The organism is Allobosea sp. 05T433 (assembly GCF_056396065.1).
In genome coordinates this window covers 1-18,125 of sequence record NZ_JBFTKS010000037.1, presented here as the reverse complement: position 1 = coordinate 18,125, position 18,125 = coordinate 1, and the positions used below count along the sequence as shown (strand labels likewise).

Here is an 18,125-nt window from a genome sequence, read left to right as displayed (position 1 = left end):
CGCTGGGCGTCGCCCTGGCGCTCCGGCAGCGGGCCACGCTCGGCCCGACCTTCACCCGGATGATCCGCGAGGGGGGCCGGAACGCAGCGGACCGGCGGACCGCTAAAGAAAACGCGCGGGAGGCTTTCGAGGAGAGTCGGTATGAAGGAACTCTACCGGGTAGAATGCCGTGATGGGTGAGGGCGGTTGCTCATCGTCATCGTCAGGCGAAAGCTTCCACTCCTAACCCGCCTATTCAAAAGCGATGGCGCTGAGCGGGGCCTCATATCATACGGCTTGGCCGATGGACGGGACGTGCGTCTCGTTGACGATCACATCTTTGAAATCACTGAAGATGGAACGACACTGACCCGCGAGACGTGACGGMCAAGAGCGTTTCCGAGCTTTCGCGCCCAGTCGGCGGTGGCCGTCACCCCTTGTTATCCGCTGCGTCAGCACCTCGAAACCCGATTGGCTCCGGCGGGCCCTTGGTCGTGTCCCGCAAGGTCTGGCGTTCGGCTTCTGAATTCAGTTCAGCTCCGACCAGTACGATCGTCGCTGACAGCCACATCCACATCAGCAGCGCGACAACTGCGCCGAGCGTGCCATAGGTCTTGTTGTAATCCTCGAAAGTCGCGACGTACCAGGAGAATGCGAGCGAGCCGACCAGCCAGGTCACGCTGGCCAGAATGGCACCGGGACTGACCCATTTCCACTGTGCGTTGTCGCGGCTGGGTCCAAACCGATAGAGAGCGGAAAGCCCGAGCATCAGGACGAGGATCACGGCCGGCCAGCGCCCGAGCCAGAGAATCCATTCTGCTGCCGGACCCAGGTACAGGAATTCCAGCAACACGGGCACGGCGGCGATGGCGCCGAGTGCCAGCAAGGCGAAGAGGAGGATTGCAAGTGTGAAGCAGAGCGTGGTCAGGTTTAGGCGGAGGAAGCTGCGCTTCTCCTCCTCGCCGTAGGCGACGTTCAACGCATCGAAGAGCGCCTTCACACCAGCATTCGCGCTCCATGCCGACAGACCGAGGCTGATCAGGAACGCTATTCCGAGCTTCGTTTCATCGCCTGTGGCGATCCGGGTGATCTGATCGCGAACGACCTCGAGGGCGCCGGATGGCAATAGGCCTTCCGCCATTGCCAATTGACCCGCGACAGTGGCCGGATCGGCAATGATCCCATACAGCGAAACGAAGGCGGTGATGGCCGGAAACAGCGCAAGCAGCCCATAGAAGGTGACACCGGCGGCCACGGCCAGCACCCGGTCCTTCCCGACCTCGTCATAGGTCCGTCGGAGGATCGCTGCCCAGCCCCCAGGGGGAATCTCGGTCGGTGTCTTCGCATCTCCCCCGTCGCGAAATCCCGTGTGTCCGCCACCCTTTGCGGGCCCCTTGGCGCCCCCCTTGGCGCGGCCCTCGAACTGCCTGGCGATGATCGATCCCCCAACCCCGATCAGGGCCGCCAATGACAATTGGGCAAGCAGACGTTGAGCGCGCAATTCGGTCACTCCCAAAGCGAGGGAACTTCGGGCACTCAAAAAAGTTGCCGAACGCCGCGACAGTCGAGGACGATGCCGGAACAGGCCGGAATTAGGAGCGCTGGCCCGTTTTCACTCCCATAGGCGCCGCGCAGAACTCGGGTCAAAATATGCGACGGCCTCTGAACAATTGACATTGAGACCAGCCGAATTTGATGTTCGAATGATTGACTCGCCAGACGGGATCTCTCGTTGTGAGATGATCTGAACTGGCTACGCCGCGAGGCCGCCGATGGTGCGAAGAAGCCCTGACCGTCATCCCAGCGCCGCGGTTTGGGGCAAAACCACGGACGCCGCGAACGACCTGGCGCGCCAGGTCCGTGAACAGACCACACTCTTCCACTTCACCGATCGCTTGTTTCGCGCTCGCACGCTCGTCGATATCTATGAAGCGGCCCTCGACGCCATTTGCGCAGCGCTCGCGAGCCCCCGTGCCTCCATCCTGCGCTTCGACGAGGGCGGAACGATGCGTTTCGTCGCCTGGCGCGGACTTTCAGACGGATATCGTGCGGCCATCGACGGCCACTCGCCCTGGCAGCGTCAGGACCGCGAGGCCGACCCGATCTTCGTTTCGGACGTCGCTCTCAGCGGAGAGCCTCAGAAGTTGATTGAGACCGTCACCGGCGAAGGCATTCATGCCCTGGCCTTCATTCCGCTCGCCGGGGCCGATAAGCTGGTCGGCAAGTTCATGGTCTATTACGATACGCCGCGGGTCTTCACCGATCACGAGCGCGATCTCGCGCTGATCATTGCGCGCCAGCTTGGCTTTGCTATCGAACGCCATAGCAACGATGCCTCGACCCGGCGTCTGACGGCGCTCGTCGAATCGTCTGAAGACGCGATCATCGCCAAGGATCTCGACGGCCTTATTACCGACTGGAATCCGGGCGCCGAGCGGCTTTTCGGGTATCGCCCCGAGAAGGTCCTAGGCCAGTCGGTGTTATTGCTCATTCCCGAGGACCGCCGGGACGAGGAGCCAGAAATTCTGGCGCGCATTCGTGCTGGAGAGCGAATCGAGCATTTTGAGACGATCCGCCGACGTAAGGACGGAACGCCTGTCGCGATCTCGCTCACCATCTCGCCGATCAAAGACGCCCGGGGCGAGATCGTGGGTGCGTCCAAGATCGCCCGCGACATTTCCGATCAACAGCGCGCGCAGGAGCAGCAGCAAATGCTCCTGCGCGAGATGAACCACCGGGTCAAAAATGTCTTCGCGCTCACGAGCGGTATCGTTAATCTCAGCGCGCGTTCGGCTTCCAGCCCGGCTGAGCTCGCCGCAACGGTATCTGAGCGACTCGCGACCTTGTCACGCGCCCACGCGCTTACGATGTCAGCCATGGCCGCTGGTGGCGAACCGGCGGCCACCACGCTGCACGCCCTGATCGCGGCAATACTCGCGCCGTATGACGTCGGTGAACGGCCACGCAGCGAGGTTAGCGGTGCCGATATTCCAGTGCCCTCTGCTCTGGTCACATCGCTCTCGCTGCTGCTCCACGAGTTTGCAACCAACGCTGCAAAGTACGGCAGTCTTTCCACCGCGGATGGCAAGGTTGAGATCACATGCTCGGATCGATCGTCCGAATTCGTACTCGTCTGGCGTGAGCGCGGGGGACCATCGCCGACGATCACACGAAGCGACGGCTTCGGCAGCCGGTTGATCAAGGCGACGGCCAGTCAGCTTGGTCGGGTCAGCAGGGATTGGGACCCGCTGGGTGTTGTCATCGAGCTTGTCATCCAGCGCGACAGGCTCGGAACCTGACGCGAAGAGTTTGAATGGCCCGGCAGTGGACGGAAGAGTGCGCCGGTGGTCGCGGACGCCGCGGTCTTGAAAGGACAGCGTGAGCGGGCGCGTGGGCCTTACCTATCGGTCCCGTGCCGGAATGCTCATCGATGAAAAGAGCGAAGTGGGCTCAATTCGGCCGCATGACTGACTTGAGGTTCATGAACTCGTGCAGACCGTGAGTGCCAAGCTCTCGGCCGTGACCAGACGTCTTCATCCCGCCGAATGGCACCTCGGGCGAGGAGGCGAGCATCTGGTTGATCGCAGTCATGCCAGCCTCGATCTCGCGCACGAACCGCTCCTGTTCCTGGGAATCATTCGTCCAGACGGACGAGCCCAGTCCATAGGGAATGGCATTCGCGATCCGGATCGCGTCGCCGATATCCTCAGCCTTGAACAGCATGGCAATGGGGCCGAAGATCTCTTCTTTCATGAGATCGCCCTCGAGAGGCACGTCGACCAATATCCCCGCTGACATGTAGGCGCCCTTGCCGGGTAGCGCCTCGCCGCCGAACAGTAGTTTAGCGCCGACCGCCTTCGCAGCGGCGAGCTGGTCGAGGACCGTTTCGCGCTGTTCGAAACTCGAAAGCGGGCCCATGTTCGAAGCCGCATCCATCGGATCGCCGGCCTTCACGGCCTGCATCGCCGTTGAGAATTTCTCCCGGAATGCGTCGTAGATGTCGGCATGGACGATCATCCGCTTGCCGCAAATGCACGACTGGCCACTGTTCTGGATGCGAGCCGTCACGGCCTGCCTCACTGCCGTGTCGAGATCGGCCGAGGGCATGACTATGAAGGGGTCGGATCCCCCGGGTTCCAGCACGACCTTCTTCAACGCCGCGCCCGCCTGCTCGGCCACTGCGCGTCCGGCTGCCTCGCTGCCCGTCAGCGTAACCGCGACGATGCGCGTGTCCGCAATGAGGCCGGCGACGGCGGAGGACTTGATGGCAAGATTCTGGAACACGCCGTCGGGTGCGCCGGCGGCGATCACCATCTCCTCCATCAGGCCGGCGACGCCCTGGACGATGCTGGCATGCTTTAGCAAGCCGACGTTGCCCGCCAGGATCGTTGGCGCAAGGAAGCGGACGGCCTGCCAGTAGGGGAAGTTCCAAGGCATGATCGCCAAAACAGGCCCCTGCGGCAGGTAGCGCACCTCTGCGCGGCCGCCGCTCGCCATAGCGATCTCGGTCGGCTCCAGCATCGCGGGGCCGTTCTGCGCGTAGTGACGGAAGGCCGCGGCGCTCTTCTGAACCTCAGCGATGGCCGACGCATGGGTCTTGCCCATCTCCTGGACCGCCATCACCGCAAGTTTCTCGCTGTTTGCCTCGTATTGCTCGGCGATCTTCTCCAGCAATGCGGCGCGCTCCGCGATGGGCCTCGCACGCCAGTGCCGGAAGGCCGCCTCCGCCTTGACGACCTTGCTCTCCAACTCCGGTGCGGTCAGTTCGGGATAGGTGGCGATCTCGTCGCCGGTTGCAGGATTGACGCTGCGAAACATGTTGGCTCCTTCGCAAGTGTGCTTCTCGGGGCGCGCGCTAATCGGATCGGGCAGGAAACTCAGGCTCCGGCGCGGCCCGCTCCGTCATTCTCGACGAAGCCTCCCGGCCGGGCGGGGTGGGGCAGATTCCAGCCGAAGTAGACCTCCGTCCTGACGATCCGGCCAGCGCGAACGGCATGCAGCTCGACGTTGCGAAAGCGCTTCCGCTCCGTTGCAGCTTCGTAGACGATCCAGGCGGTCTCGCCATCTTCGCTACCGGCGACGAGGGTCATCTCGACCAACACTTCGCTGTTTGGCCAGCACTGCGCGAAATGGGATTGGCGGTCGAGACCGTTATCGATGGGGCTCGTGAAGCTGTAGTCCTCTGCGATCAGGCGCTCGATCGCGCTACGATCCTTATCCACGTAGGCTTTGAGCGCTGCCTTCACTGTGGCGAGCGGACCGCACATGATCTTCTCCCTGAAAGAACTTTTATCTAGCCGCTCGGCTCTCAGATTCTGCGGCCAGTGATTGGTGAACGTCGCGTTGGCGAGGGGGTTCCTTCCATCTCGTAGGATCGCCGCCTCACGGGGCTGGAGGACGAGTTCCATCCCGCACGCAGATCATCGGGAGGTGGATTACGCGCGCGAACTGTGAGCGCGGTAGAGCCTCGGGCACACACGCCCTCAGGTGTCCTCCTTGCCCGGGCCAATAGGCGTCTGTTGCCAGCGCCCCTCTGGCTCCCGTCTGCACACGCCTCGCGTATGCGTCTCGATCGCGGCGAGCGCTGCGTCTAACGAGGAATATGGCCCCGGCGAGAGTGTTGCCATAGTACCCACAGCTCGGCCCGACGGAATTATGCGGAAGCAGCCGGACAAGGCCAGCTCGACATGCCCCGCGTTACGGCCGAGCAAGTCGCTCAGGTCCCACCTTGTCGAGCTCGATTGCTTGATGATGAGATCCACGAAGGCTTCTCCCCTCCAACGGTCGCCTACCGTTAACAATCCAAGCTCGAACAGGTTGCGCGAACGGTCCGCGGTTTTTGGGTTTACGGGCGCGGGAAGCGATCGCAGCGGCAAGGGTGGTCACCGGCAGACAGACGCGCGGAGACCCGCAGTGTCTCTGAACAAAAACACGGCCCGTGCGTTCTTTCGCTATCCCATTCACGCCAACGGAGAGGTCCCATGGATTGGAATCGCGTCGAAGGAAACTGGAAGCAGCTCAAGGGCAAGGTGAAAGAGCAGTGGGGCAAACTCACTGACGATGACCTCGACGTGATCGCGGGAAAGCGTGATCAGCTCGAGGGAAAAATCCAGGAGCGATACGGTCTCGCGAAGGATCAGGTTCGGTCGGACGTCGATAACTGGTACGGCCGTCAGACTTGGCAGTAGCTATTGCAGTGAAGAAGCCCCGCCGGCTTGAGCCGACGGGGCACCCACTCGATGATCCTCTAATGCCGAGAGTGCGCGAGATCATTTTGCTTGCGGACGACGCGCGCATTTTACCGGAACGAACCTTGGGGCAGGTCCATCCAATCGTTTGAGCCACTGGCTGAGGTTGGGGCGAGTCGTGGAGGTCCGCTATGTCTCTGACATTTGAAGCCGACCCGGTGGACACACCGGTGACCGCCGCGGATTATTCGGGTGATCCGCGTATCCAGAGAATTGCCAGGGCGATGTGTCGCGCCGCGCGGATAGACCCCGACCAGCCAGCCGGAGGGGTTGCGATCTTCAAGGTCATGCACTGCCAAGTCGGACGGTCGGAGAATGATCCGGCATGGACGTTGTTTCAGCGTCAGGCTGAACTCTTCGTCGCCATGAACCCCGATGTGGTCGGACCACTCTGATCCGTCAGCGAGGCGGCTATCGCATTGATGACCTCATCTTGACTCCCGAGCATTGAAGGAGGAACAAAAGAGGAACATGGCGCCCATTTTCAGAGGACACCAACAATTGTGCGGCCCGAGCTCGCCATACACTCTCTGCGCGCGCAGATCGCAAGGATCGAAGGCACGAACCGGCGCGCGAAAGCGGTGCTTCCGTTCGGAATCGCCGCGGTGGACGCGCGCCTCCCAGGCGGCGGGCTGGCGCTCGGGGCGCTGCATGAAGTGGCTGGCGGCGGCAACGGCGCGATCGACGGTGCCGCGGCCGCACTGTTCAGCGCGGGAGTTGCTGCCCGCACCCGGGGGAGGGTCCTGTGGTGCATCACACGGCCGGACCTCTTTGCTCCCGCCTTCGCGCAGGCCGGACTTGTCCCTGATCGGGTGATCTATGTCGAAGCCGGTGACGACAAGGCAGTCCTTTCCTGCATGGAAGAAGGACTGCGGCACGGTGGACTTGGATCCGTCGTGGGGGAAGTCGCCCGCCTATCCATGACCGCCTCTCGTCGGCTGCAACTGGCCGCGGAGGGGACCGGGTCGGTCGGAATTGCCCTTCGCCGTTGGCGGCGTCAGGCGGAAGCCGCCGATTTTGGTCAACCGACAGCGGCCATGACGCGTTGGCGGATCTCGGTGATGCCATCCTCGCCGCTGCCGGTTCCCGGCGTGGGACGGCCTCGCTGGCTGGTCGAGCTCATCCGGGCCCGTGCCGGCGACAGTGCAGATTTCGAGTTGGAGGCGTGCGATGACACGGGTTGTCTCGCTCTTCCTGCCGACCTGGTCCACCGACCGGGCGCGACGGAAGGCTGGCGACGCAGCGCCTCCGCCTGAGGCCCCGCTCTGCCTCATAGGCCGCGACGGAAACAGGCGAGTGGTGCTGGCATCAGATGCCGCGGCTCAGGCTGCCGGTCTCGGCGTTGGCATGCCTGTGACAAAGGCGCAGGTACTCGTTCCGGGTCTGATCGTCGAGGATGCCGATCCGGCCGCTGACGCCGAAGGACTCGATCGGCTGGCTGTCTGGATTCTGGAGCGTATTGCACCGGTCGTCGCACCCGATCCGCCGGACGGCATCGTCATCGACTCGACCGGGGCAGACCATTTGCACGGCGGCGAGAACGCTATGCTCGACGGGGTGATCGGTCGCCTTGCCATGTCGGGGATCGTCGCTCGGGCGGCGATCGCTGATACATGGGGCGCCGCTCACGCACTGGCTCGTTACCGGACACGTTCGACGATCGTCGCCGCTCCAGGGCATGGACCATCCATCATCGCCCCGTTGCCGCTGGAGGCTCTGCGGCTTCCGTCCTCGGTTAGTGCCGGGCTGCGCACCTTGGGCTTCGAGCGGATCGGTGACTTGCTGGCTCAGCCGCGGGCTCCTCTGGCTCTGCGCTTTGGACCAGAGATTGGCCGCCGCATCGACCAGGCGCTTGGAGACCTCGCGGAGCCGATCAAGGCCATTCGGCCGCCCGACCTGATCGAGGTTCGCCAAGCCTTCGCCGAGCCCATCGGCGCCGCGGAGACGATCGCGCGCTATATCGCCAAGCTCGTTGGGCAACTCTGCGAGCGCCTGGAGGAACGTGGGTTCGGCGCACGTCGTCTCGACCTCATCTGCCATCGCGTCGACAATCGTGCAGAGGCGGTTCGGGTCGGATTGGCCACGCCGGTTCGGGACGTCAAGCGACTGACGCGGCTCCTCTGCGAGAAGATCGATACGATCGAGCCGGGTTTCGGAATTGAGGTGCTGACGCTGGCCGCGACCATCGCCGAACCGCTGGAACGCAAGCAGACCCACAACTCGCTTGTCGAAGCGAGCTTCCCGGACGTGTCTGCCCTGGTCGACACCCTGGCGAACCGGGTCGGGGAGCGCGCCGTCTATCGTCTGGCTCCGGTCGCAAGCGACGTGCCTGAACGTTGCGTCTGCCGAATCCCGGCCATGGCGGCCGAGACGGGGGCGAGTTGGCCGGGTCATTGGCCGCGGCCATCCCGGCTGTTGCCTCAACCCGAACCGGTCGAGACCATGGCGCTGCTGCCTGACCAGCCCCCGGTTTCGTTCACCTGGCGGGGGATCCGTCGGCGAGTGAAGCGCGCCGATGGCCCCGAGCGCGTGTTCGGCGAATGGTGGAAGCGCGATGCCGAGCTTGTGGCGGTCCGCGACTATTTCCGGGTCGAGGATGATGCAGGCGAGCGCTACTGGCTCTATCGGGCAGGTGACGGTGAGCACGCTGCGACCGGCTCCCATCGCTGGTTTCTGCACGGGGTATTCGGATGAGCCGCCCGCGCTACGCCGAGCTTCAGGTCACCTCGCATTTCAGTTTCCTGCGCGGGGCCTCCTCGTGTGAGCAACTGTTCGCACAGGCCGCCGCGGCTGGCATAGATGCAGTGGCGGTTGTCGATCACAATTCGCTGGCGGGGATCGTCCGCGCCCATGAGGCGGCCAAGGCAACCGGTGTCCGCCTCATCGTCGGCTGCCGCCTTGACCTCGTCGATGGCATGTCGATGCTCGTCTACCCGACTGACCGACCGGCGTATTCGCGTCTCTGTCGGCTGCTCTCGCTCGGCAAGCAACGTGGCGGCAAGGCAAAGTGCCATCTCGAGTGGCCTGATCTTGTCGCCTATGGCGAGGGTCTGATCGCTGTCCTCGTGCCCGATCAGGCCGACGAGGAATGTGGCTTCCGCCTTCGGCGCCTTCGGGATGCGTTCGGCAACCGTGCCTATCTCGCGCTGACGCTGCGCCGACGTCCGAACGACCAGCTTCGGCTTCACGAGTTGTCGAACCTCGCGGCCCGGATGGGCGTGCCGACCGTCGTCACCAACGACGTGCTGTTCCATGAGCCCGCGCGGCGCATTCTCCAGGACGTGGTGACCTGCATCCGTCACAACGTCACGATCGACGCCCTCGGCGGCCGGCGTGAACGGCATGCCGATCGCTACATCAAGCGGCCGGAAGAGATGCATCGGCTGTTCAGCCGCTACCCCGAGGCGTTGGCGCGGACGCTACAGATTGCTGATCGATGCCGCTTTTCGCTTGGTGAGCTGGCCTATCAGTATCCGGAGGAGCGAGACGATCCGGCGCTCACACCCCAGCAGACCCTGGACAAACTGACCTGGGAAGGCGCCGCCGAACGCTATCCCGAAGGCATTCCCGAGAGCGTCGATGCGGCGCTTCAGCACGAGCTTCGGTTGATCGAGAAGCTGGGCTACGCGCCATATTTCCTGACGGTGAACTCGATCGTTCGCTTCGCCCGATCTAAGGACATTCTGTGCCAAGGCCGCGGCTCGGCGGCGAACTCGGCTGTCTGCTACGTGCTCGGCATTACGTCGATCGACCCGGGCCGCAATGATTTGCTGTTCGAGCGTTTCGTTTCCGAGGAACGCCGAGAGCCGCCGGACATCGACGTCGATTTCGAGCATGAGCGGCGCGAGATCGTCATGCAGTGGATTTTCGACACCTATGGTCGCGATCACGCGGCGTTGTGCTCGACCGTCATCCGCTATCGCACCAAGGGCGCGCTGCGGGACGTCGGAAAAGCCCTTGGCCTGCCGGACGACTTGATCGGCACGCTGTCCTCGCAGGTCTGCGCCTGGTCGGAAGGTGGCGTAGAGCCGCGCCATGTCGAAGAGCTGAACCTCAATCTCAAGGACCGTCGGCTTCGGCTGACACTCGATCTCGCGCGTCAACTCATGGGCGCGCCCCGGCACCTCAGCCAGCATCCCGGTGGATTTGTCCTCACCCATGACCGGCTCGACGATCTCGTGCCGATCGAGCCTGCCGCCATGGCTGATCGCCAGGTTATCGAGTGGGACAAGGATGATATCGATGCCCTGAAGTTCATGAAGGTCGACGTGCTGGCACTTGGCATGCTGACCTGCATGAAGAAGGGGCTGAATCTTCTGGCCGAACACAAGGGCATCAATCTCGACCTCGCAACGATCCCCGCCGAGGATCCGCGCAGCTACGCCATGATCCGCAAGGCAGACACGCTCGGCACCTTTCAGATCGAGAGCCGCGCGCAAATGTCGATGCTGCCGAGGTTGAAGCCGCGGACCTTCTACGACCTCGTGGTCCAGGTCGCGATCGTTCGCCCTGGCCCGATCCAGGGAGACATGGTCCACCCGTACCTTCGACGGCGTGAAGGACTGGAGCCGGTCCACTATCCCAAGCCCGAACTGGAGAAGGTGCTGGGCAAGACCCTCGGTGTGCCCCTGTTCCAGGAACAGGCCATGCGCGTGGCGATCGAATGCGCCGGCTTTACCCCGGGCGAGGCCGACATGCTCCGGAAGTCGATGGCGACCTTCAAGTTCACCGGAGGCGTATCGTCCTTCAAGGACAAGCTGATCGCGGGCATGGTCGCCAACGGCTACGAGGAGGAGTTCGCCGAGCAGACCTTCAAGCAGCTCGAAGGATTTGGCAGCTATGGCTTCCCGGAAAGCCACGCAGCATCATTCGCCCTGATCGCCTACGCTTCGGCGTGGCTCAAATGCTGGCATCCCGACGTCTTCTGCGCCGCACTCCTCAACAGCCAGCCCATGGGCTTCTATGCTCCGGCCCAGATCGTCCGGGACGCGCAAGCACATGGGATCGAGGTTCGTCCCGTCTGCGCCAACGCCTCAAGGTGGGACTCGACGCTGGAGCCGACCCGCGACGACGGCCGATTCGCGGTCCGGTTGGGTCTGTGCATGGTGAAGGGCCTCGCCAACGCACATGGCGCAGCCATCGTCACGGCCCGGGCTGATCAGCCCTTTGCTTCGGTCGATGACCTCTGGCGGCGTGCCGGTGTTCCTGTGGTTGCGCTCACGCACATAGCCGAGGCCGATGGCTTCCGACCGTGCTTTGACCTAGCTCGTCGAGAAGCGCTGTGGGCGATCAAAGCACTGCGCGATGAGCCGCTACCGCTTTTCGCGGCGGCGTCTGCTCGGCAGAGCGAGATCATCCCCGAAGTGGATGAGCCGGCTGTTTCCCTCCAGCCGATGACGGCCGGTAGCGAGGTGGTCGAAGACTACCGCCATGTCAGCCTGTCGCTGCGCAGCCACCCGGTTTCCTTCCTCCGACGGGATCTGCGAAGGCGACGGATCGTTACCTGCGCCGAGGCGATGGAAGCTCGTGATGGCCGCTGGCTCGAGGCTGCTGGGATCGTGCTCGTCCGCCAGCGGCCGGGCAGCGCCAAGGGCGTCATGTTCATCACCCTCGAGGACGAGAGCGGCATTGCCAACCTTGTGGTCTGGCAAAAGGTCTTCGAGCAGAATCGCCGCACCATCCTCTCCTCCGGTATGATTGCGGTGCGTGGCCGCGTCCAGCGCGAGGGCGAGGTCGTTCATCTGGTCGCGCAGCGTCTAACCGATCTGTCGGCAGAACTCGCCAGCGTCGGGGAGCGCGACGACGCCTTCCCCCTGCCTCATGGCCGGGGGGACGAGTTCCACCATGTTTCGCCGACGCCGGATCCGCGTGGGCTTCCTCCGAAGGGGCTTCGAACCCGCGACATCTACATTCCCGACCTGCATCTGGATACGATCAAGGTGAAGACGCGAGATTTCCGGTGAACCCGACGGTGCACCGATGGTCGCAAGCCGACGGCGGACGTCTTCGTGCCGCTATCTCTCGGTCGTGGGAACAAAGAAACCGCCGCAGGGTTTCGGACGCGTGCAAGGACGCCGCGAACGCTCTTGCACGGCCTGACGCCCCGTCGCTCTTTCGGCGGGGCAGCACATCGGTCATTGCGATTGAGTAGCGGGCGGTCGGAAGCCTCAGAAGGCATGCGGCGATAGGTAATCGCGTTCGCATCATCCACCGTCAGGAGGAGACATCCATGGCGACGGGAACTGTGAAGTGGACTGAGCCAGGCCTGGCCCCTTCGAGCTCTCTGATACGCTGCCAAGTTCTCCGATAGTCAGCAGAGGTCTTAATCGTAATGATTGGCGCCTTAGGCCCAGCGTGAGAATTGGGCATGACCTGAGACCCATTTCTCCTCCGGCCTGAGGGAGGGTCCTATGTTTCATTTCTGGCCTTAGGCGGCCTGTTTTTCCAGCGTGGATTTGAGGGCGAATTCGCGGGAATGATTTGTTGCGAGGATGCGAGCGAATCAGCCGAGTTGAGGCGCCCGATCGAAGTGAGCTTTCGGACGGAGGTCGAAAGGGCAGAATTGACCGATTGTGTTGAAGAAGTCGGTGTTGCTGGGAGCTTGAGGTTCTGATTCATTCGTCGCTGCGGAGGGCAGCGCGATGATGGGCGAGCGGACGGTTGCGCAGGAGGCACTGTTCTACGAGTTCAGCCTGGAACGGCACGTCCCTGCGGACCATCTGCTGCGCGCCATCGATCGCTTTGTCGATCTGTCCGGCATTCGTGCGCATTTGCGCCCGTTCTACAGCGAAACCGGCCGACCTTCGATCGATCCCGAGCTGATGATCCGAATGCTGATCGTCGGCTACTGCTTCGGCATCCGCTCCGAGCGCAGGCTCTGCGACGAGGTCCATCTGAACCTGGCCTATCGCTGGTTTTGCCGGCTCGGCCTGGAGGGGGATGTACCCGACCATTCCACCTTCTCGAAGAACCGGCACGGTCGCTTCCGCGACAGCGATTTGCTGCGCGAGGTCTTCGAGATCACGGTCAGGCGCTGCATGGCGGAGGGGCTGGTTGGCGGCGAGGGGTTTGCCGTCGATGCCAGCCTGATCAAGGCCGACGCCAATCGCCAGAACGGCGTACCCGGCAAGGACGGGTTGGCGCCCGAGGCCGCCAACCATGCGGTGCGCGAGTATCTGGCCGTGCTGGACGATGCCGCCTTCGGCGCGGCGACACCGGTCGTGCCCAAGTTCATCTCGCCGGCCGATCCTGCCGCGCGCTGGACGGCCGCCCATGGCGGGCAGGCCTTCTTCGCCTATGCGACGAACTACCTGATCGATCTGAAGCATGCCGTCATCATGGACGTCGAGGCGACCACGGCCGTGCGGCAGGCCGAGGTCGGCGCCGCGCGAACTATGATCGGGCGCACGCAGGACAGGTTCGGCACATGGCCTGAGAAGCTGGTAGCGGACGCCGCCTATGGCTCGGCCGAGAACCTGGCCTGGCTGGTGCACGAGCGAGGTATCGAGCCGCATATTCCGGTGTTCGACAAATCCCGGCGCCGCGACGGCACCTTCAGCCGTTCCGACTTCGCCTATGATCACGATCGCGATCTCTACATCTGTCCGGGCGGCAAGGAACTTCGGCAGTTCCGACGGCCCTTCGCGGTGCCGCGCGACGGTATCGATCCTGAAGGCCTCATGCGCTACCGGGCGATCAAGAGCGACTGCGACGCCTGTTCCCTGAAGCCAAAGTGCTGTCCGAAAGATCCTGCTCGCAAGATCCTCCGCTCCATCCACGAAGGCGCCCGCGACATGGCGCGCGATATCGCCGCCACCGATGCATACGTAACCTCGCGACGAGAGCGGAAGAAGGTCGAGATGCTGTTTGCGCACCTGAAGCGCATCCTCAAACTCGATCGCCTGCGCTTGCGAGGACCATGCGGCGCCCGCGACGAGTTCCTCCTCGCAGCCACCGCCCAGAACCTCAGGAAAATGGCGAAGCTGATGCCGGCCGGAGCACTGCCCCTGGCGGCATGAGGGCGAACGCCCTCTCAGCGACCCGTTCAGCATCAATCGGCAGCCGACCCCAGCGCCGACTTCTTCAACACAATCGACCCCGAGCTGACCTCGGGAGGGTCCGCTTGTTGGCTTATCCTTCAGAACCTCACGGCGAGCACGCCCTTGAAAGCATGGTCCTGAGCGTCCTGGGCCAGTTGCCTGGTATAGGACAGGCCCAGCGTGGCGCTCTGGCTGATCGCGAGGTCGAGCCCGGCCTCGACGAGGGCCGCGTCCTTGGCGATCGGCAGGCCGGCCACCGTGAAGGTGCTGGAGCCGGCGAAGGCGAGCGTTGTTTTCGGGTCGACGTCGCCGAAGGCGTGGCGCCAGGCGAGCCCGCCGCGCAAGGTCAGGCTCATGCCTTGCAGGTCGAGGCTGGTCGCGGCGCGCAAGCCCAGCGTGGAATAGCCGAGGCTGGTGTCGTCGCCGCGGCCGGTTAGCGCCGTCGCGCCGCCGGTCTCGCTGAACCCGTCCGTGCGCAGGTTGGGTTCGAGCGCCACCCGGCCGAGCGCGATGCGGTAGCCGATTTCGCCGATGACCTGAGACGTGCTGGCGTCGTAGTCAGCGCGCGGGTTACTGCCGATGAACGCGGCCGTGACCGCCCGGCGGGTCTCGATGTCGTGCCAGGTGTAGCTCGCGCCGGTGCGCAGGTTGAGCGCGCCCCATTGCCCACCGCCATAGAGGCCAAGATGGTAGTTGTCGCTCTCGCCCGAGGAGAGCCTGGCGTTCACGTCGAACTCGCTGCGGCTGTAGCCCGCGATCACGCCGAAGCGCAGAGTGTCGAACACCGCCACGTCTGCGCCGAGCAGCAGCCCGCCGCTCGACCGCGTCAGCTTGCTGGCGTTGCCGTCGCTATCGGTGCGGCCCTAATAGCCGTAGCCTTGGCCCCAGACTGCGAAGCGGTCGGTCTGCGGTCGTGRCATCGGTCCCTTCACGCTCGGCGCGAGGTCCGCCGTGAAGCCGTAGCTCAAGCTCGCCAGCGGCGCCGCGCCGACGCTGCCGAAGGCCGAACCCAGCCGGTCGTTGACCGCGGCGCGCAAGAGCCAGCTCTCGTCGATAAGAGCCGTCTTGGCCGAGGCGTGGATTTCGCCGGAGACCTGGTTCAGCGCCCGGCGCGCCGCATCTCTGCGCGAGATCGCCCCCACCAATCTTAGGTGCGGGGGCACGCCCTCCCGACGGACCTGGCGCTGCACCAATCTGCCGACCCACGGAGCGGTATTGGATCATCCTTTCGGTTGATAGGTGCCCCGAAAGACGGCGTTGAATCTCTTCGGATTTTGGCGCTCTCATTAGACAGCCGAGGCGCGCCTGGATTTGTCCAACCCCCGGTGAGAGCCGGGCTGGCAATCGCCCGCCGGTCCGGCTCGCCCAAAGGTTACCAGCGAGTGATGCGTAGATCCCACCCTCGGCCGGTGGTGGGGCTATGCAGGGCAAGGGCTGACCGTGCCGGGGGGCTCCGTGCTGCGAGCTGGACCATTGAAAAGAGTCTGCCCCACCAAGCGGCGGGGCAGGGCGGCCAGCTTAGCCAGCCATCGAGATCACCAGCGTGCGGAATGGTGTCGTCCGGTACCCGTGGGCGGGCGCCCAAGGCGGTGGTCCGCCTTGGCGATGACCGTACCCGTACCCGTCGTCGTAACGGTCGCGCCGGTAGTAGCGTTGCCGTTGCTGGTAATACTCCATCTCAGCTATCCGATGATCGCGATTGTGGCGCGTGTATTCCGCGGGCAGCTTGTCCAGCGACTCGGACGCGCGGAAGTTTGGGTGCGGCGTTGGCCATCGTGGCCGGCGCCCCAAGGAAAAAACTAGCGATCAGAAGCGGACGCATTGGGGCCTCCCTGCACCATGCCGGAGGGCGCAATGCTTGGCGGTCGCGAAAACTCAGAGGCGGCCCTTGGAGGGGGCGGCTACACCGGGTCTGACTTGACCCGTTCGAATAACTTCTTCGCGGAAACACTCCGCACGTCGCCTCCGCTGCCCAGAGCCAGGAAACTCCCTGATTATAAGTTGTGCCGTGGAACCGGCAGTTTCGCGGTGGGTTCGATTCACGCGTGTTGGCGTCGCCGCACATCCGGCGCCCTCACGGCCTGGTCGCCCCGCCGCCAAATCCCCCGGAGGCGGGGCGACCAGGCCTAACTTCGCCGAGTTCAGACCTGCCTAAGCGATGCCGGACCTCCGTATGCCATGATTGTTTGTCGGAACCGTTCCGCAGCCCGCCACGTTAGGTCGTCTTCGTCTTCGGCGACGTGCAAGAATGCAGCCACGATGTAAGCTAACCGAGCACGCTCCCGCTCCTCAAATCCCTCGGGAACGGTCGATCTGACTTCGTTCCAAGCGGCCTCCAGAGCCGCCTGCGCGCGAGCGAGGTCAACGGGGTCCCTCAGCGATGAGAATGGCATGGCTCCCTCCTTCCCCAGGAAACTGCGAAAAAAATTTAGGCAAGCAGCCTGCGGCGACAAGGGGTGAACGATAGGATTCCGCAGATGATTGGCTGCGAGCCACTCGCCCAATGCATCGACTCGGTCAGGCCTGGGCGTTACCGCGCCCCTACTTCCCACGAAGCAATCGCTGGCGCGCTTCCTCCGCGGCTTTGGCGGAATTCTTCGCCTTCAGCGGCAGACGGCGCTCGGGCTTGTCGACGCTAGGCTCGATATAACGATCTTTCGGGCTTGAGGTGCGCTCTGCGATCGACGGCGGGCTCTATGACCCCGCCGTGGGCGCTTTTGCTTGACTCCTACCGCCCCAAAAGAGAAGGCCCGCCCCCCCTTTCGGAGCGGCGGGCCATTTTCAACAGGGTAGCGTCAAACCGAGAGGCAGGAGCCACTCGAAATACGCTGCTGACAGATCAGGAGATCGAGGCCCGCGCGCGCCGCGTCAATCCCCGCGTCATGGGCGTTCCGGACCTTCGCAGCGGCGCGCAGCGACTGGATGTGCGCTTCATCCAGTTCGACAACGTCGTGATCGAGCTTCTGCAGTACCGCGACGCCAACGAGCCGGCGGGAAGCGGTGCCGCATTCGCCGAGCCGCTCGATCATATGAGCCCGGCCTTCCCGCGCATGATGCACATCTGCTTCCATCTCCGCGACGATGTCGATTTCAACCGATTCATCGCCGATCTCGAAGCCGAGGCGGCGCGCCGCGGCATGACGCAGGTCAAGGCGAACCGGGTGATCACCGTCACCAGCGAGCCGGAACGCCGCGCCGCGCCGATCGATGCCAACAGCAACGGAATCACTGAAGGCCAATCGAACGGCTGGCGGCTGATCCGCCGCGCCCGGCCATTTCATCTTCTATGAAATCTTCGCCAGTGAGGCGGATTTCAAAGCTCACAACGCGACACCGCATGTACAAGCCTGGTTCGTGCGCCTGCCCGAACTCGCAGAAGATGGTGTCGCGGTCACCCATATGCAGTTGCGGGGCAATACTCGTTAAGACGAACGCGAGCCCGCAACGGCAAGGCCACCGGACAGCAGGGGAGCAGGATCTGTTCCCCTGCTCGAAGAGCAGAATAAGGTGCACGATCTACACCCGCGCCCCATCCGAGCCGGTCATTCGGCGTGGTGGAATGCTCAAGGCAGTGGCGCGCCAGTTCCAGACATTGGGCTGCTGCCCGAAAGCAGACTTTGCTATGGGGCGCGCACGTCGTGGCCGCGATCGCAACGCCGCGAACGGCGCATTCGTGGAACAAGCGAATACGCCCTCAGGTAAGGCTTCTGTAATGGGCCTTTGATCGTCAAGTCCCTCTGAACGATATCTCGTCGCCAGGATCATGCTTCTGTCCGTGGTCAGTACGAAGACCGCCACACCATGCCATCAGATCCAGAGCCGACAGGTCAATCTAGGGGTGCGTGATGGGGTGCGTGAT

The 18,125-nt window shown here is 63.7% G+C and carries 13 protein-coding genes and 1 pseudogene; 9 read left to right on the top strand and 5 right to left on the bottom strand.

The window, feature by feature from the left end; all coding sequences use genetic code 11:
* Positions 1-409: 409 nt before the first annotated feature.
* Positions 410-1,489 carry a YihY/virulence factor BrkB family protein gene (locus AC1DGP_RS31105; protein ID WP_476832961.1) on the bottom strand — a complete coding sequence of 360 codons (1,080 nt, stop codon included), beginning with the start codon at positions 1,487-1,489 and terminating at the stop codon, positions 410-412.
* Positions 1,490-1,751: 262 nt separating this feature from the next.
* On the opposite strand from AC1DGP_RS31105, the gene AC1DGP_RS31100 reads away from it, so the two are divergent.
* Positions 1,752-3,278 carry a PAS domain S-box protein gene (locus AC1DGP_RS31100; RefSeq protein ID WP_476832960.1) on the top strand — a complete coding sequence of 509 codons (1,527 nt, stop codon included), beginning with the start codon at positions 1,752-1,754 and terminating at the stop codon, positions 3,276-3,278.
* A 151-nt stretch (positions 3,279-3,429) separates the two neighbouring features.
* Here AC1DGP_RS31100 and AC1DGP_RS31095 read toward each other — a convergent pair whose 3' ends face one another.
* Positions 3,430-4,797: an NAD-dependent succinate-semialdehyde dehydrogenase gene (locus AC1DGP_RS31095; RefSeq protein ID WP_476832959.1), complete on the bottom strand. Its 1,368-nt coding sequence runs from the start codon at positions 4,795-4,797 to the stop codon at positions 3,430-3,432.
* 59 nt (positions 4,798-4,856) lie between these two features.
* Positions 4,857-5,387 (bottom strand): nuclear transport factor 2 family protein, encoded by a 531-nt coding sequence (locus tag AC1DGP_RS31090; RefSeq protein ID WP_476832958.1) that lies wholly within the window; start codon positions 5,385-5,387, stop codon positions 4,857-4,859.
* A 573-nt stretch (positions 5,388-5,960) separates the two neighbouring features.
* Here AC1DGP_RS31090 and AC1DGP_RS31085 point away from each other — a divergent pair.
* The 6 genes from AC1DGP_RS31085 to AC1DGP_RS31060 all read left to right on the top strand — a co-directional run bounded on the left by AC1DGP_RS31085 (position 5,961) and on the right by AC1DGP_RS31060 (position 14,245).
* On the top strand, positions 5,961-6,167 hold the full coding sequence (locus AC1DGP_RS31085; RefSeq protein ID WP_069880139.1) for a CsbD family protein: 207 nt from the start codon (positions 5,961-5,963) through the stop codon (positions 6,165-6,167).
* A gap of 191 nt (positions 6,168-6,358) precedes the next feature.
* Entirely contained in the window at positions 6,359-6,622 is a 264-nt protein-coding gene (locus AC1DGP_RS31080; protein WP_476832957.1) for a hypothetical protein, read from the top strand.
* Positions 6,623-6,730: 108 nt separating this feature from the next.
* On the top strand, positions 6,731-7,483 hold the full coding sequence (locus AC1DGP_RS31075; RefSeq protein ID WP_476832956.1) for an ImuA family protein: 753 nt from the start codon (positions 6,731-6,733) through the stop codon (positions 7,481-7,483).
* Positions 7,398-8,921 carry a DUF6504 family protein gene (locus AC1DGP_RS31070; protein ID WP_476832955.1) on the top strand — a complete coding sequence of 508 codons (1,524 nt, stop codon included), beginning with the start codon at positions 7,398-7,400 and terminating at the stop codon, positions 8,919-8,921. Before AC1DGP_RS31075 ends, AC1DGP_RS31070 begins: the two co-directional genes overlap by 86 nt.
* A complete protein-coding gene (locus AC1DGP_RS31065; protein WP_476832954.1) occupies positions 8,918-12,190 on the top strand; it encodes an error-prone DNA polymerase in 3,273 nt (1,090 codons plus the stop codon). Before AC1DGP_RS31070 ends, AC1DGP_RS31065 begins: the two co-directional genes overlap by 4 nt.
* Positions 12,191-12,868: 678 nt before the next feature.
* Positions 12,869-14,245 carry a transposase gene (locus AC1DGP_RS31060; protein ID WP_476768012.1) on the top strand — a complete coding sequence of 459 codons (1,377 nt, stop codon included), beginning with the start codon at positions 12,869-12,871 and terminating at the stop codon, positions 14,243-14,245.
* 119 nt (positions 14,246-14,364) lie between these two features.
* Here AC1DGP_RS31060 and AC1DGP_RS31055 read toward each other — a convergent pair.
* Together AC1DGP_RS31055 and AC1DGP_RS31050 are read right to left on the bottom strand one after the other, a co-directional pair.
* Positions 14,365-15,117 (bottom strand): annotated as a pseudogene (locus AC1DGP_RS31055) (autotransporter outer membrane beta-barrel domain-containing protein); the annotation flags it as partial.
* A gap of 12 nt (positions 15,118-15,129) precedes the next feature.
* A complete protein-coding gene (locus tag AC1DGP_RS31050) occupies positions 15,130-15,429 on the bottom strand; it encodes a hypothetical protein (RefSeq protein WP_476832953.1) in 300 nt (99 codons plus the stop codon).
* Positions 15,430-16,962: 1,533 nt separating this feature from the next.
* Here AC1DGP_RS31050 and AC1DGP_RS31045 point away from each other — a divergent pair.
* Both AC1DGP_RS31045 and AC1DGP_RS31040 read left to right on the top strand, forming a co-directional pair.
* On the top strand, positions 16,963-17,556 hold the full coding sequence (locus tag AC1DGP_RS31045) for a hypothetical protein (protein WP_476832952.1): 594 nt from the start codon (positions 16,963-16,965) through the stop codon (positions 17,554-17,556).
* On the top strand, positions 17,546-17,692 hold the full coding sequence (locus tag AC1DGP_RS31040; protein WP_476832974.1) for a putative quinol monooxygenase: 147 nt from the start codon (positions 17,546-17,548) through the stop codon (positions 17,690-17,692). The genes AC1DGP_RS31045 and AC1DGP_RS31040 overlap by 11 nt, the downstream gene beginning before the upstream one ends.
* Positions 17,693-18,125: the final 433 nt, after the last annotated feature.